Here is a 15143-nt window from a genome sequence, read left to right on the forward strand (position 1 = left end):
GGTGTATTTATTAGAAAATTTCATCAGGTTCAATTGTACTTGGCTCATCAACAAGCGCGGGATCAATAATCTCATCTTCCTGAATGTAGACTGTTGGTTGAGTGCCTCGAATGAAGTACTCGAACATTGTGGTATGGTCAGTGCGACGGGTCAACAATCCACTGGTCCGATCAATCCTGACACGTATTATGTTCTGTGGCATTTCTCTTTCTGTTTCCGGCAAATCGGCCATGACATGCTGCATAAAGCGTATCCAAGCTGGCTGCGCAGCTTTTGCACCATCTTCTGACCCGATTAAACCATTCCCAATCCAATTATACTTCTCTGGATTGCGATTAATAATATTTCTATTTGGTGTAGCACGTCCCAATTGACGACTCATGTCATCAAAACCCACCCAGGAAGTCGCAACCATATTTTGGCTAAAGCCTGTAAACCAGGTATCTTTTGAATCATTGGTTGTACCGGTTTTGCCCGCGATATCCGCTCGCCCAAGAATGTTACGGGCGCGCCACCCTGTTCCCATCCAGTACGTGTTTTTGTTCCAACTTCCATTGGTACGCACGGCCGTTCTTAACATGTCAGCAACCAGAAACGCCGTTTGCTCACTCATGACTCTGGGCGCCGCACGCTGGACTTGTTGCTGGGGGCCATCCGTCTCACTTAATCCCGATAACTCTAATTGTGCAGCGAGTTGTGCTTCCCGATCGAGTACTTCCTCTGAAATGCCTTCCTGACTTTCGGACTGACAGGGATCGCAAGCAAATACGGGTTCGCTCTGCCACAGTTCTTGGCCCTCTTCGTTCTCAACACGATGGATAAAGTGCGGTTCTACTAAAAAGCCACCATTTGCGATAACGGCCATCGCTCTGGCCACTTCCAAAGGCGTGTGCGATCCAGAGCCCAAAGACAAAGTTTCATCGCGAGGAATATCCTCATTCAAAAAGCCAAAGTTGCGCAGATAGTCAGCGGTCTCATGCAAACCCGCACCGCGCAGAAGGCGGATCGAAACCACGTTTTTAGATTTCCCTAACGCCACTCGCATACGGATTGGGCCATCGTACTCCGCAGGTGAATTTTGTGGACGCCATGCTGTTCCACTGCCTGCGTTCCACTGATTTATCGGCGCATCGTTGATGACACTGGCAACCGTGTAACCGCTATCCAGCGCAGAGGCATAGATAAAGGGTTTGATGTTAGACCCTACCTGACGTTTGGCCTGTGTAGCACGGTTGAACTGGCTCTGATAAAAACTATAACCCCCTACGACTGCTTCAACTGCGCCATCAAAAGGATTAAGAGCAACGAACGCGCCACTGACTTCTGGCAGCTGACTCAACCGCCAGGCACCTTCGTGCTCTCGAATCCAGATAATCGCGCCCTCTGACAAAATATCAGATGCTTTTTCAGGTGCTGATCCCTGCCGTGAGTCGGTAATGTATTCCCGCGCCCAGTCTAAATTGATCCATTCAATAATGACCTGCTCGCCGTCTGCTTTCATCACACTGACTGCTTGCTCCATAACCTCAAGCACAACCGCTGGAAACAGAGGCTCTATGGGATCAATCGCGGACAGAGCAGCTCTCACATCGTCCAAGGACGGTCTGTTGGTAACCATGGGTTCAGGCTCATTAGTATCGCTGACTGTTGCATCACTCTGCTCAGCGTCTCCCCAAAGAAAACCTATTGGCCCCCTAAAACCATGCCGTTCATCATAATCGTGTAGGTTTTGTGTCACGGCATTTTGGGCTGCCAACTGGGTTTCGGAATTCGCAGTAGCATACACGCGGTAGCCCCCAGTTTCGGCCTCTTCCTTACCGTACATTTCTACCATTTGGTTGTAGATAATGTCAGCAAGATACGGAGCATCTACTTCAATTTCTGCCCCATGCTTTTCCGCAGTTACAGGCGCATTAGATGCTTCATCATATTCAGCACGCGTAATAAACCCCTCGTCCAACATCCGGAACAACACTATTCTTCTGCGATCTACCGAACGCTCAGGCCGACTAATTGGGTTAAGTACCGAGGGAGCTTGAGGTAACCCCGCCAACGTTGCTAACTGAGCCAGTGTCAACTCGTCGAGTGACTTGCCATAATAAACCTGTGCGGCAGCGCCCATACCAAACGCCCGGTGACCCAGCTCGACTTTATTGATGTAGAGTAACAATATTTCTTCTTTGGTTAGGACCTGCTCAATGTGCAAAGCAATAAATGCTTCTTTTATCTTTCGCACAAACGCTTTTTCTCTGGTGAGGAAAAACCCTCTGGCTAACTGCATGGTGAGCGTACTAGCGCCTTGTTGTTTTTCACCCGTCACAATGAGGTTGATAGCGGCACGAACAACACCAATGGGGTCTATACCAAAATGATCGTAGAAACGGCTGTCTTCTGTGGCAATAATCGCCTGCTTCAATTTTTCAGGTACTTGGTCTAACGTGACGGGAATCCGACGTTGAACGCCATATTGAGAAATCAGTTTGCCGTCTTTTGTATAAATTCGCATGGGTGTCTGCAGACGGACATCTTTTAACACTTCTACACTGGGAAGATTGGGTCTCATAGAAAAATATAGCCCTAATAAAGCGACTAATCCGAGGATCCCAGCGATCACACTGATCCAAAAAATTCGTTTTAAGTACCTCACAAAATTGACGAACGCCTCATATTGTTGCAAAAATAGACTTTATTTTATACCTATGTGTATTTATTAGAACTAAAAATGGTATAAAAATCACATAATAATGTAGACTTGGTTTAATCCAAGCACGAATGGGCTGTGCACTATGCAAGGACTTCTTGGTAAAAAAGCGTCAATTTTGATAGGGCTGGACATCGGTACTCGCTTTATCAAAGCGGTCGTAATAGAACAAAAGAAAGATGGTTACGTACTGCAAAGCGTGGCAAGCGAGCCTATTGGCAAAGAGGCATTTGCTGAACGCGAAATCAAGAATTACGAAGCAGTAAGTCTCACGCTTAAAAAAATTCAAAAGAGCCTGAAGAGCAAAAGCAAGGATGTTGCCATTGCCGTGTCGGGCTCTTCCGTCATCAGCAAAGTCGTCTACATGGAACCTGATCAGACTGATTTCGAACTCGAAAGTCAAATTGAGATAGAAGCTGATAGCCTCATTCCATATCCTCTCGAAGAAGTCTATTTAGACTTTGAAGAGCTGGGACCGAGTAATACCCATGTGGGAAAAGTCAATGTATTGCTAAGCGCAGCTCACAAGGACATTGTAGACAGTCGGTTGACTCTGGTGAGGGAAGTCCCCTACGAACCCAAGGTGGTAGACATTGAAGGTTATGCGTTAGGCAATGCGCTTAAACATTTTTACCACCACGATTCAGACGAGCGACTTTGTTGCATCAATATTGGCGCATCCTTATTGCAGGTATGCGTTGTCGACAACAACGAAGTCGTCTATTCGAAAGAGCACAGCTTTGGCATGAACATGCTCCTTCAGGACATTTCCATGATGCATATGATGGAAAAAGATGAAATCGAGCATAAGCTAGTTACTCAGACTATGACAGGAACCTGGGAAGAAGATACCTTACCCATATTCGTGGCAAACTGTCAGCAACAAATCAATCGCGCTATTCAAATGTATATGAGCACAACACATGCTCAGATGCCTAAAAAACTGGTTGTTAGTGGCGGGGGTGGCGTACTTCCTGCATTAGTCGATGCACTCAACAATGACCTGGATATGGATGTGGAAGCCTTTAATCCTTTTGCCAATATGACCTTGGCTGACAAGCTGGATAGTGATCACGTTCAGTCGATAGGGCCTCAGTTTGCCATTGCAGCTGGGTTAGCAAGTCGGAGTTTCTACTCATGGCACATATAAATTTACTGCCCTGGCGTGAAAAGCAACGTCAGGCACAAAAGCAGAATTATCTAGCAGTCCTATTCATGACTGGTGCATTGGCAGCCGCCCTCTTTTGGATGGTGGGCCAGGCGATCGACCAACAAATAGGTAACCAAAATGCCAGAAATCAGTATTTGCAAACTGAGATCACCAGACTGGACAGCCTGATCGCGGAAATTCAGAAGGTACGTGACAGCAAAGATGAAATAGAGAAACGCATGGCCTTGATTGAACAACTACAGTCAAGCAGAAATCTGGCACCCACTATGCTGGACGAATTAGTTAGGGTTTTGCCTCCCGGTGTGTCATTTACTACTATGAGTCGCAGCAACAACGCCATTGAAATTGACGGTGTCAGTGACTCAAACAATCGCCTGTCTGATTTTATGCGTCGCCTTGAACGCTCCGAGGTATTTGATAACGCTGAGTTGTCTACCATAGTAGCTGATACCAGTGCCAGCGATGCAGTGAGTGCATTTAATCTGAGGGTTCAGCTCTCTGAGAAAGCACTCAAAGGTGCTGAAAAAGAGGGGGCAGGCCAATGAAATTCGATGTAAACAAACTTAAAGACCTCAACGAATTAGATTTTGAACAGATTTCCATTTGGCCGTTTGAGGTTAAATTTGTCGTTGCGCTATTTGTTGCGATTGCGATCGGTGGTTTGAGCTATTACATGATTATTATGCCCAAGTTGCCAGTTTTAGACTCTGCTGAGTTAAAGGAAGTTGAGCTAAAGCAGCAGTACGAAGCTAAATACAGGCTCGCTGCTAACCTGGAAGGCTATCAAGAGCAACTTGAACGCATAAAAGATGACTTTTCATCGATGTTAAAGTCACTGCCTACGAGTAATGAAACACCGGGATTGCTTGATGATATTACCTACGCAGGCACCAGTTCAGGTCTGACCTTTAAACTCCTTAATTGGCAACAGGAAATACCCAAAGAATTTTATTCTGAGCTTCCTATTCAAATAGAGGTATCGGGCAGTTATCACGAGTTCGGCGAGTTTGTATCAAAAATGGCAGACTTGCCCAGAATTGTCACTGTGCATGACTTTACCGTTGGCCGAGAAGGCAGTGATTTGTCCTTACAAATGCAGGCTAAAACTTATCGAACAGCAGCCAGTGACACGGATATATTGGCTGAAGCAGCTTCAAGTCAGGGAGGGCAACAATGATGAAACGCGTTTTGTTAGCTATTCTCTCAGTCAGTGCTTTAAGTGCTTGCTCACCTCAAATGGATGATCTGGTGGCCTATACTGAAGAAGTGAAGCAACGGGTTCCTTCGACGATAGAGCCTTATCCGGAATTTGAGCCACAGCCGGTATTTGTATACAGTGCGCAGGATTTACGCAGTCCGTTTAATCCAACCGAAAAGGCAAGTGCACCGGTTCAGGCTCAGGTGCAAACCAATTGTTTGCAACCTGATTTTGCCCGTTCCAAACAACCTTTAGAACAATATGGGATCGATGCATTAAAACTGACAGGGAACTTTACCACTAACGGCGTACGCTGGGTTTTGTTTTCAACAAATGATGGTGCATTACACAAAGCGACTCAAGGAAGCAGGCTTGGCCTCTTCTTTGGCAAAATAATTGCAATAAGTGATAGTAGCGTGACAATCGAAGAACTATTACCTGACGGCGCGGGATGCTGGCAGCGACAAGAAGTCGTCTTGTCGTTAGATACGCGTGGGGGAGAAAACAATAATGTCTGAACGTTTTATCTTTAATAAAGGCCTCGCGCGCCATAAGAAGCGCCATTATATGGTTGCTGTATTAGTAATGCTCGGCATAGGTGCTAGTGTTTGGGCTCACACCAGTGAAGCTCAGGAAGACACAACACCGCCACCTCTTGTTGATCCCGATAAAGGAGACCGTCAGGCTTTTGACGCTCTTGTCTCTGATATTCAGTTCACTCGAAGTGCTACGGGAGCAGGCATTACTGATGTCGCATTAACATCTGGTAATGTGAAACCCCAGCTCATCGAGGCGAAAGGTAAAATGACCATCACTTTACCTGGAGTTAAACTTGAAGATGAACAGTATGTTGAACTGGACGTGAGCCAATTTGGCACACCGGTTACCAGCATAGAGACGTTCCAAGATAGAAGTGCGGCCAGAATTGAGTTTGTCTATCAAGGTGAAGTAAGCGCACGGTACAGTCTTGAAGGTACGACACTGCGCGTGACAGTAAATCGGATCGTCAAGGAAGAAGAAGAGCTTCAGCAAGTCGCTCAACTGTATTCAGGGGCGCCAATCTCACTTGATTTCCAAGACGTAGCAGTTCGGCAAGTGCTTCAAATCATCGCGCAGGTGAACGGCTTTAACCTGGTTACTACTGACACGGTTTCCGGCAATATAACTATTAGTTTGTCTGGTGTACCTTGGGATCAAGCGTTAGATATGATTTTGCAAATCAAAGGGCTTGGAAAGCGTCTCGAAGGCAATATTCTTCTTATTGCACCAGCGGAGGAATTAACTGCTCGCGAAACGCAAGAATTACAATCGCAGCAACAGGTGGCGGACTTAACACCACTGAAATCAGCTTCTATTACAGTCAACTATGCAAAAGCACAACAATTGGCTGAAATTCTAAAGTCACAAGACGGTGGTATTCTGAGTGGCCGCGGTTCGGTCACCGTCGATGAACGTACAAATACAATGCTAATTCGCGACACCCAAGAATCTATTGATGAAGCCAGAAATATGGTTGAATTACTTGATATTCCGGTGAAGCAGGTACTTATTGAATCCAGAATGGTCACTGTTCGTGACAACGTAGACGAACAATTGGGTGTGCGTTGGGGGTTCACAGACCGTCAAAATGATGCATCTACATCGGGTGGATTGAACGGCGCAAACTCTGCAAATGCGGGTTTACTAGCACCTTTATCAGACCGTCTGAATGTTAACCTTCCAGTCGCTAGTGAAAATTCAGGCCGTATTGCGTTTCAGGTTGCCAGTTTGGTTGATGGAACCATTTTAGATTTGGAACTTTCGGCATTAGAGGCAGAAAATAAAGGTGAAATTATTGCCAGTCCACGCATAACAGTGGCAAACCAACAAGAAGCCTATATCGAACAGGGTACAGAAATTCCGTTTGTACAAGCAACATCTAGTGGTGCGACCTCAGTTGAGTTTAAGAAGGCGGTGTTAAGTTTGCGCGTTACTCCGCACATTACACCTGATAACAGGATTATTCTTGACCTAGTCGTTACTCAGGACACTAGAGGTGAAACAGTACCTACATCAACCGGTAACGCTGTCGCCATTGATACTCAGGAGATCAAAACTCAGGTGTTAGTTGAAAACGGCGAAACTGTCGTACTTGGCGGAATTTTCCAGCAAACCAGCGCCAATGACGTGAACAAAGTACCTTTGTTCGGTGATTTACCGGTTGTGGGAGCGCTGTTCAGAAATTCATCAAATGTGGTACAAAAACGCGAACTTCTCATTTTTGTCACACCAAAAATCATGACAGAATCGCTTTAAAACAGTCATAATGCCGGAAAATACCTAATTTTCCGGCATTTTTTCAATATTTTTCATGAACTTAAATCTCACCGCAACAAAACTTGCATACCGAATACAGAAACTGAGATAATCCCGTCCTCGAAATTTAAGCGAGGTTTTTAATGGGTGCTTGATAGTGATGTCAGGCGCATAATCGGGTGGAAAGAGACAGCAATATCCCCCTCCACATAATAAGTTGTGAATTAAGCAAATATGGCTGAAAAACGTAATATCTTTCTTGTTGGTCCTATGGGTGCGGGAAAAAGCACAATAGGCCGACATCTAGCAGATGAACTCCATTTAGAATTCTTTGACTCTGACCAGGAAATTGAAAAGCGTACCGGTGCAGACATTAGCTGGATTTTTGACCTTGAAGGTGAAGAAGGTTTCCGCAAGCGCGAAGAAAATGTCATCAATGAGTTAACTGACAAACAAGGCATTGTTTTAGCTACTGGCGGTGGTTCAGTAGTGAGCAAAATCGTCAGAAACAGATTGTCAGCGCGCGGAATTGTGGTTTACCTACAAACGACTATCGATAAGCAGGTATCTCGTACACAACGAGACAAGCGTCGCCCTCTGCTTCAGAACGATGATCCAGAACAAGTATTGAGAGATCTCGCAGAGTCACGAAACCCTCTCTATGAAGAAGTTGCCGACTATGTGGTAGAGACAGATGACCAGTCTGCTCGCGCTGTTGCCAATCAAATCATTAATAAAATCGGTCTGTAATACGTTTTACGCACAAAGGAGCTGCCGCCCATGTCTAAGCTGAATGTTGAACTGGGGTCGCGCAGCTACCCTATCTTGATACAGGCCGACATACTCAACACAAAACATCTGTTAAGTGAATTTGTTGGTAATAACCGATTGGTTGTTGTCAGTAATGAGACGGTGGCTCCGCTCTATTTAAAGCGACTAAGTGACGCTATTTCTGCTCCTGTAGAGTCGGTAATAATTCCGGATGGCGAACAGTTTAAAAACCTGACCCAACTGGAATCGGTTATTGGAAAATTGTTAGCAAAAGGTTGTGGCAGAGACACGACACTTATTGCTTTAGGCGGTGGTGTTGTAGGCGATTTGTGTGGATTTGTTGCCGCCACATATCAACGTGGTATTCCTTTTATCCAAGTGCCAACTACCCTTCTTTCTCAGGTAGACTCATCAGTCGGCGGTAAAACGGCGGTCAATCATGCCTTAGGCAAAAATATGATTGGTGCTTTTTATCAGCCAAAAGCTGTCATTATAGATACGATGACGCTGTCCACCCTACCCGCAAAGGAATTCGCTGCTGGCATGGCGGAAGTTATCAAATACGGCATAATTTATGACAGCAACTTCTTTTGTTGGCTAGAGGCAAATGCCACGAAGTTAACTTCACTCGATCCTGACGCTCTCAATCATGCTATTCATCGCTGCTGTGCGATAAAGGCAGAAATTGTATCGAATGACGAGCGTGAAAAAGGTCAGCGTGCTCTGCTCAATTTGGGCCATACTTTTGGTCACGCGATCGAAGCTGAAATGGGCTATGGCAACTGGTTACATGGGGAAGCTGTCGCTGCTGGTATGGTTATTGCCTGTAGAGTAGCTGAGCAGCTTAATTGGATGGATTCGTCAGAAGTTCGGCGTCTTATCAATTTGTTACAATCATTTGAGCTTCCAGTTTCAGGTCCTGAATCAATGGACTTTAGCGCGTATATGCAGCACATGCAGCACGACAAGAAAGTGGAAGCGGGCAGCATCCGCTTTGTTATCCCTACGGGAATAGGCAATGCAGTGGTAACTAGCGAGATAAGCGAACAGCTGCTACAACAAGTATTGGGTTAGTATTGCATGGGTTGGTTTAGTGACAGCAACACTTCAGGAACGATTAAATTACTTAGTTAATTACTCTTCACAGCTTATTTTTGTGAGTGGGAACTCACTTGCTGACCAAACGCAAGCACTCGAAGCCACCCTATTTCAGCAGCATGAAGACACTGAGCTTGCCTACCTTGTCGCAGACGACACGTTTGAACTATCCGATTACAGGCGCCTTCTCTGCAATCAGCTAATTGGACGATCACCCTCCTTATCACGCCCTCTGAATGAATGTCTCGCTTCACTCAATCAACATGAAGGCCCCGTGATGATAGCCATTACACGGGCTGAAAAAATGCCTAATGATGTCTTGCAGGAGCTGTGGGAGCTCGTGTTGCAGTCGCGTTTTGCAGGCAATAAACAACACCTTAACGTGATATTATTTGGCGAAACCCAATGGGCAGCAAAAGCAAAGCGCTGGTTGCCGGCAAACAATACTGGAACACCTCTGCTGCTTAGCACGCAACAGACCTCGTTCACGCCTCAGAACAAGACAACTAGCGACGAGGCTAACGATGCGCTGCGTTATGAAGGTGAACAAAACAGCGGCATTGAACAACGCCCTATAATATCGATGGGAGCATTTTGGGCTGCCGCCGCATTATTGTTTCTCAGCTTATCGGTTGTGATTGCTGTATGGTTGTATGGTGAGCAAACTTCACGGTTATTTTCACCCATTACACAAGACCCGCCGCAGACAATCACGCAGCCAGTAGAGCCCACTTTAGAACCTACTGTTATTGACTGGCCAGCGCCAAAAGCCGTATCAGAAGCCATGCTATCGGAAGAAGAGAGCTTACCGCCTATTGAGTTATCAAAAGTTGAAGCGTCAGACACGACTGATGCTTTAACCATTGAACCAGAAAAACAAAATGAACAGCATCTAGAAGCTCCCAAAATAGCCAATACTGGCTTTTACATACAAATTGCAGGACTTAAAGACGCCTCGTTGCTTACACGGTTTCTGCGTGATAACGGTTTATCTGACGACACCATAACTTATCAAACTGTTCGCTATGGTGGGCCTTGGCATGTGGTCATCATGAAGACACATTATAAAACGGTCAATGAAGCCAAAGACGGTATACAACAACTCGATAACAATAAGATTCGCAATCAGGCATTTGTTAAAAGTGGAGAAGCTATTCGCAAAGAGTTGAGTGCACCGCCAGCACAAGATAAACTCACAGAATAAGAAGTACACCCAAGGCACCCCGCCAGTGACATTAAAAAAAAATCGCGCTTTCCTAAAATGGGCAGGGGGCAAGTACAGTATCGTTGAGCAAATCAATAACGTCTTGCCCGAGGCCGAATTATTGGTTGAGCCCTTTGTTGGGGCCGCGTCCGTTTTTTTAAACACACATTTTGAATCGTATCAGCTCAATGATATTAATCCTGATTTGATATCCTTGTATAACTACTTGAAAGATAAACCTGACCAAGTCATTAGTGAGGCGGCGCGTCTTTTCACCACCCACAATAATCATGAAAATCAATATTATGAATTACGAGAAGATTTCAACAGCCTCTCATTAGGGTTAGAAAGAGCAGCGTTATTCATTTACCTCAATCGCCATGGCTACAATGGTTTATGCAGGTACAGTTCAAAAGGCAGGTTCAATGTACCTTTCGGACGCTATAAACGACCTTATTTTCCAGAGCAGGAAATGCTCTTTTTTGCTGAAAAGGCTAAAAAAGCAACCTTTTCGTGTCTGCCCTTTGAGCGCGTTTTTGCCCAGTTACAAGCTGATAGTGTTGTGTATTGTGACCCCCCGTACGTACCTCTCAGCACAAGTGCTTCTTTTACCAGTTATGCAAAACACGGCTTTAACTTTGACGATCAGCAGGCACTTGCCACACTTGCGCGGACCACAGCAAACGACAAAAAGATCTCTGTGCTTCTTTCTAACCATGATTTGCCAATAATCAGGGAACTGTATGACGGTGCGTCTTTCAAAAGTTTCAATGTAAAACGGTCAATTAGCCAGAATGGGAAGAACCGAAAACCGGTAAAAGAAATTCTTGCACTGTTTTCATCTCATTGTTAGAGCAAGCTGACCAAAAACGCGAGGCTCAATACAAATACAACGACGAACACTATACCGACAACGATATAGGGGACCGGAGAAGACTGTTTAAAGTCTTGGTGATAGTTTTTATCAGACTGAACACCAAACGCCCCCGCTAATACACTCTTAAGCACATGCCAAAGACTGAGAGGCCGCTTTTCAGAATGACTATTCCGAGGTGCTGTCATGACCTCGATATAGCAGCTCAAGTAAATCAAGATAATGGAAATCGTAAGACAGGGTTGTGCCGGTCAACCAACTGTACCAACTAACATTAGAGTGAGCTTTGCTGGATGTCTGGATGTGTGCAGCGGCAAATAGCAAAAGACAAACGATGGCTATCACCACAAATTTGGCGGATGGTTTCATCACGTTTGTTTGTTCGTTCCTGAACATGCGGGATCCTCAATGCCGATTACTAATTGTGCAAAGTATAACCGAATACTGAATGGATAAACAGATATCTTTCGAATAAAAACGCCGTAACTCATAGCAAAAATTACGGCGTTTATCGTAGAGCAGAGCTATTGTTCGTTCTGTATTAGAACGTGGTGCCCCAACTTACAAAGATTTTGGTGTCATCGTCACCAGAATCCTCTTCCGCTTTTGACACAGACAACGTGAAATCCCCTTTTGACAAATCCGCTTGTACGTATGAATAGTCACCGTCGCTTCCTGCATCAAAGTCATAATACCCCACGGTCAGCCCCAATGAATATTCTTGGGGTAGCTCAAAGCCATATGAAGCACTGTAGAACATGTCGCCGGTATCAAACAGACTTCCCTCTGCCACTTCACTGTTTACCGTGTAAGCAAGACCGAAACCAAAGGCGCCGTAACTACCGTTAAAGTAAACCTCACCAAAATCCGAGTCTTCGAAACCAGATGCGGGATAATTATAATAGACGTAGCCGATGTCATAGCCAAACCCACCGTCTGTTTCACCACCATAACCTAAGTAATAATCATTTTCGGTACCGCCGCCGCTACCGAAATCCACGGTGCCGATCCAAGTTCCTGCATAGAAACCACTCTCGTGAGAGTAATCCAGGCCGCCTGATATCGAGGGATCGTTACCTGTTTGTGACACACCACGCCATACGTAGTTACTGGTTACGCCAAAGTTCGCTTCTATTTCTGCGAACGCTGGGGCACTGGAAGAAAGTGCTGCAAATACAGCTAAAGCTGCGGTTGTTTTTCTGCTAAATTTCACGTGTGTTCTCCGTTATTGAAACTAAATACTTGGTTTTATAATGATTTCTGCCGGTATTGTTTCTGTACTTGTTTCGCAAGGTTGATGCCGCCTTTGCCAAGTACTGCAGATTTGCACCTAAACTTTCACAACTCTATGTTTTTATTGATTATTAAAAACACATCACCATCGAAATTTGATGTTGACTATGACAGTGGGCTGGTCAAAATAGCACCGATTGTGTGCAGCTTCACCAATAGAGTGCAGCTATGTGGCTTTAGTCAAAGATCGGATTCATATACACTCCAAGAATCGTCTACATCCATGGAGTTTCCATGCAGGAATACTTAATTGCCCCTTCCATTCTGTCCGCTGACTTTGCCCGACTGGGTCAAGATGTCGAATCGGTTTTGCAAGCCGGAGCCGATGTGGTGCATTTTGATGTAATGGACAACCACTACGTCCCAAATCTGACGTTTGGCCCCATGATATGTGAAGCGCTTCGAAACTATGGCATTTCGGCACCGATAGACGTTCACCTGATGGTAGAGCCCGTTGACACGCTTATAGGCTCTTTTGCCGATGCAGGGGCTGATATGATTAGCTTTCACCCTGAAGCTTCACGCCATGTACACAGAAGTATTCAACTCATAAAAGACAAAGGTTGTAAGCCAGGACTGGCGTTGAATCCAGCGACGCCGTTATCTGTGTTGGATCATGTTATTGAGTCTTTACATCACGTCCTCATTATGACGGTAAACCCAGGTTTTGGAGGGCAGGCATTTATTCCTGAAATGCAGGACAAAATTCGTCAATTACGCACATATATTGATGAAAAAGGGCTTAATACAGTTATTGAGGTTGACGGGGGCATAAAAGCCGATAATATCCGCCACGTTGCCGATGCCGGTGCAACTATGTTTGTTGCCGGGTCTGCTATTTTCAATCAGCCCGATTATGCAAAGGCCATTCATGCTTTTCGTCAGGCGCTTGCACAGTAAAAGGTAGTATTATGCAAAAACCTATTGTTTTAAGTGGTTGCCAACCTTCTGGCCAACTGACTCTTGGAAACTACATGGGCGCACTGAAGCAATGGGTTTCAATGCAAAGTACGCATGACTGCCTTTACATGTTGGTCGACTTGCATGCGATAACGGTAAGACAAGAACCCAAAGCCCTGCATGAAGCGTCGCTTGATGGACTTGCTTTGTATTTGGCCTGTGGTATTGACCCAGAAAAAAGCACGCTTTTTTTGCAATCTCACGTACCACAGCATGCGCAGTTAAGCTGGGTGCTAAATTGTTATGCCCAAATGGGTGAGCTCAATCGCATGACCCAGTTCAAAGACAAGTCGGCCAAAAACGAAAACAACATCAATGTTGGTTTGTACAGTTACCCAGTACTACAGGCCGCTGACATTCTTCTGTATCAAGCGAATGAAGTACCCGTTGGCGAAGACCAAAAACAACACCTGGAGCTGACCCGAGACATTGCTACCCGCTTCAATAACCTCTATGGAGACATCTTCACACTGCCTGAGCCACATATCCCTGAGCAGGGTGCACGTATTATGAGCTTGCAAGAGCCCGAGAAAAAGATGTCAAAGTCAGACAGCAATCCAAATAACTTTATTGGGTTACTGGAAGACCCGAAGAAACTGATTAAAAAGATTAAACGGGCCGTGACTGATTCTGACGAGCAGGCACGTATATACTTCAATCCAACGGAAAAACCTGGCGTGTCTAACCTTCTGTCATTGTTGTCACTTGCGACGCAGACCCCAGTTGAGCAGCTGGTGCCGGCCTATGAAGATAAAATGTATGGACATCTGAAATCTGACGTTGCGGATGCGGTTGTTGCCTTACTGGAGCCCATCCAAACAAAATTTGCGGCCTTCAGAAACGACCAGGCCTATTTGAACAAGGTAATGCGAGAAGGGGCTGAAAAAGCGCAAGCTAAAGCCGAAAAAACCGTGGCAAGAGTTTATGATGCTGTAGGGTTTATACCTCGCCCATAACAGTCAGCCATGTTGCTCCTAATTGACAATATTGATTCCTTTACCCATAACCTAGCCCGCTATTTTGTTGAGCTTGGTGAAGAGGTGAAAGTAGTGGCCAATGACAGCTTCAGTATCGCTGACATTGAACGACTTGCACCTGCAAAAATTGTCATTAGTCCCGGCCCCTGCACGCCTGACAGTGCTGGTATTTCGATGGCTGCAATTAGGCATTTTTCTGGTACTATTCCGATATTGGGTGTTTGTCTGGGACACCAGGCAATAGGACAGGTGTTCGGTGCAACTGTGAGCCGCGCGCTGGAAATCCACCATGGTAAAGTGTCAGAGTTAATGCATACTGGAATTAGCCCTTTATTTTCGGCCTTACCCAGCCGATATAAGGTAACCCGTTATCACTCGTTGGTTTTGGAACCAGCTTCACTACCTCCAGAACTGATTTGTGACGCATGGTGTGACACGAAAGACGGCAACAGAGAGATTATGGCCATCAGCCACGTTTCCCACCCCACGTGGGGGCTCCAATTCCACCCGGAGTCTTTGCTGACAGAATATGGTCATAAAATACTTGAGAACTTTCTCAATGCAGCAACAAAGTGGCAAGTGAAGTATAAAATAAAGTAGG

The 15143-nt window shown here is 45.4% G+C and carries 15 protein-coding genes; 12 read left to right on the forward strand and 3 right to left on the reverse strand.

The features are described from left to right. Positions 1-10 precede the first annotated feature (10 nt). Positions 11-2647 (reverse strand): penicillin-binding protein 1A, encoded by a 2637-nt coding sequence (locus DRW07_RS09730; RefSeq protein WP_124027725.1) that lies wholly within the window; start codon positions 2645-2647, stop codon positions 11-13. A gap of 139 nt (positions 2648-2786) precedes the next feature. Here DRW07_RS09730 and pilM point away from each other — a divergent pair, with 139 nt between their 5' ends. The 9 genes from pilM (at position 2787) to DRW07_RS09775 (ending at position 11291) form a co-directional block, all read left to right on the forward strand. Next, on the forward strand, positions 2787-3851 hold the full coding sequence (gene pilM / locus DRW07_RS09735; protein ID WP_124027726.1) for a type IV pilus biogenesis protein PilM: 1065 nt from the start codon (positions 2787-2789) through the stop codon (positions 3849-3851). Beyond that, positions 3839-4417, forward strand: coding sequence for a PilN domain-containing protein (locus DRW07_RS09740; protein WP_124027727.1), 579 nt, complete (start codon positions 3839-3841; stop codon positions 4415-4417). Before pilM ends, DRW07_RS09740 begins: the two co-directional genes overlap by 13 nt. Further along, on the forward strand, positions 4414-5049 hold the full coding sequence (locus DRW07_RS09745) for a type IV pilus inner membrane component PilO (RefSeq protein WP_124027728.1): 636 nt from the start codon (positions 4414-4416) through the stop codon (positions 5047-5049). The genes DRW07_RS09740 and DRW07_RS09745 overlap by 4 nt, the downstream gene beginning before the upstream one ends. After that, positions 5046-5588, forward strand: a complete 543-nt coding sequence (locus DRW07_RS09750; RefSeq protein ID WP_338067759.1) for a pilus assembly protein PilP — start codon at positions 5046-5048, stop codon at positions 5586-5588. The genes DRW07_RS09745 and DRW07_RS09750 overlap by 4 nt, the downstream gene beginning before the upstream one ends. Continuing rightward, positions 5581-7365 carry a type IV pilus secretin PilQ gene (locus tag DRW07_RS09755; protein ID WP_124027729.1) on the forward strand — a complete coding sequence of 595 codons (1785 nt, stop codon included), beginning with the start codon at positions 5581-5583 and terminating at the stop codon, positions 7363-7365. The genes DRW07_RS09750 and DRW07_RS09755 overlap by 8 nt, the downstream gene beginning before the upstream one ends. Positions 7366-7599: 234 nt before the next feature. Continuing rightward, complete coding sequence (gene aroK / locus DRW07_RS09760) at positions 7600-8115, forward strand: shikimate kinase AroK (RefSeq protein WP_124027730.1); 516 nt, start codon at positions 7600-7602, stop codon at positions 8113-8115. 30 nt (positions 8116-8145) lie between these two features. Beyond that, entirely contained in the window at positions 8146-9210 is a 1065-nt protein-coding gene (aroB, locus tag DRW07_RS09765) for a 3-dehydroquinate synthase (protein ID WP_124027731.1), read from the forward strand. 19 nt (positions 9211-9229) lie between these two features. After that, on the forward strand, positions 9230-10438 hold the full coding sequence (locus DRW07_RS09770) for an SPOR domain-containing protein (protein WP_124027732.1): 1209 nt from the start codon (positions 9230-9232) through the stop codon (positions 10436-10438). A 25-nt stretch (positions 10439-10463) separates the two neighbouring features. After that, positions 10464-11291 (forward strand): Dam family site-specific DNA-(adenine-N6)-methyltransferase, encoded by an 828-nt coding sequence (locus DRW07_RS09775; protein ID WP_124027733.1) that lies wholly within the window; start codon positions 10464-10466, stop codon positions 11289-11291. Here the strand turns inward: DRW07_RS09775 and DRW07_RS09780 are convergent. Then, the gene (locus DRW07_RS09780; protein WP_124027734.1) at positions 11288-11500 is read right to left on the reverse strand and encodes a DUF2970 domain-containing protein; all 213 of its coding nucleotides are present in this window, start codon (positions 11498-11500) and stop codon (positions 11288-11290) included. The two genes, DRW07_RS09775 and DRW07_RS09780, sit on opposite strands and share 4 nt — an antisense overlap. 353 nt (positions 11501-11853) lie before the next feature. Then, the gene (locus DRW07_RS09785) at positions 11854-12525 is read right to left on the reverse strand and encodes a TorF family putative porin (RefSeq protein WP_124027735.1); all 672 of its coding nucleotides are present in this window, start codon (positions 12523-12525) and stop codon (positions 11854-11856) included. A gap of 314 nt (positions 12526-12839) precedes the next feature. On the opposite strand from DRW07_RS09785, the gene rpe reads away from it, so the two are divergent. The 3 genes from rpe to DRW07_RS09800 are packed head-to-tail and all read left to right on the forward strand — an operon-like array spanning position 12840 to position 15142. Beyond that, on the forward strand, positions 12840-13505 hold the full coding sequence (gene rpe, locus DRW07_RS09790) for a ribulose-phosphate 3-epimerase (protein WP_124027736.1): 666 nt from the start codon (positions 12840-12842) through the stop codon (positions 13503-13505). An 11-nt stretch (positions 13506-13516) separates the two neighbouring features. Further along, a complete protein-coding gene (gene trpS / locus DRW07_RS09795; protein WP_124027737.1) occupies positions 13517-14521 on the forward strand; it encodes a tryptophan--tRNA ligase in 1005 nt (334 codons plus the stop codon). Positions 14522-14530: 9 nt separating this feature from the next. Then, positions 14531-15142, forward strand: a complete 612-nt coding sequence (locus tag DRW07_RS09800) for an anthranilate synthase component II (protein WP_124027738.1) — start codon at positions 14531-14533, stop codon at positions 15140-15142. Position 15143: the final 1 nt, after the last annotated feature.

The organism is Paralteromonas sediminis (genome assembly GCF_003820355.1).
Taxonomy (GTDB): domain Bacteria; phylum Pseudomonadota; class Gammaproteobacteria; order Enterobacterales; family Alteromonadaceae; genus Alteromonas_F; species Alteromonas_F sediminis.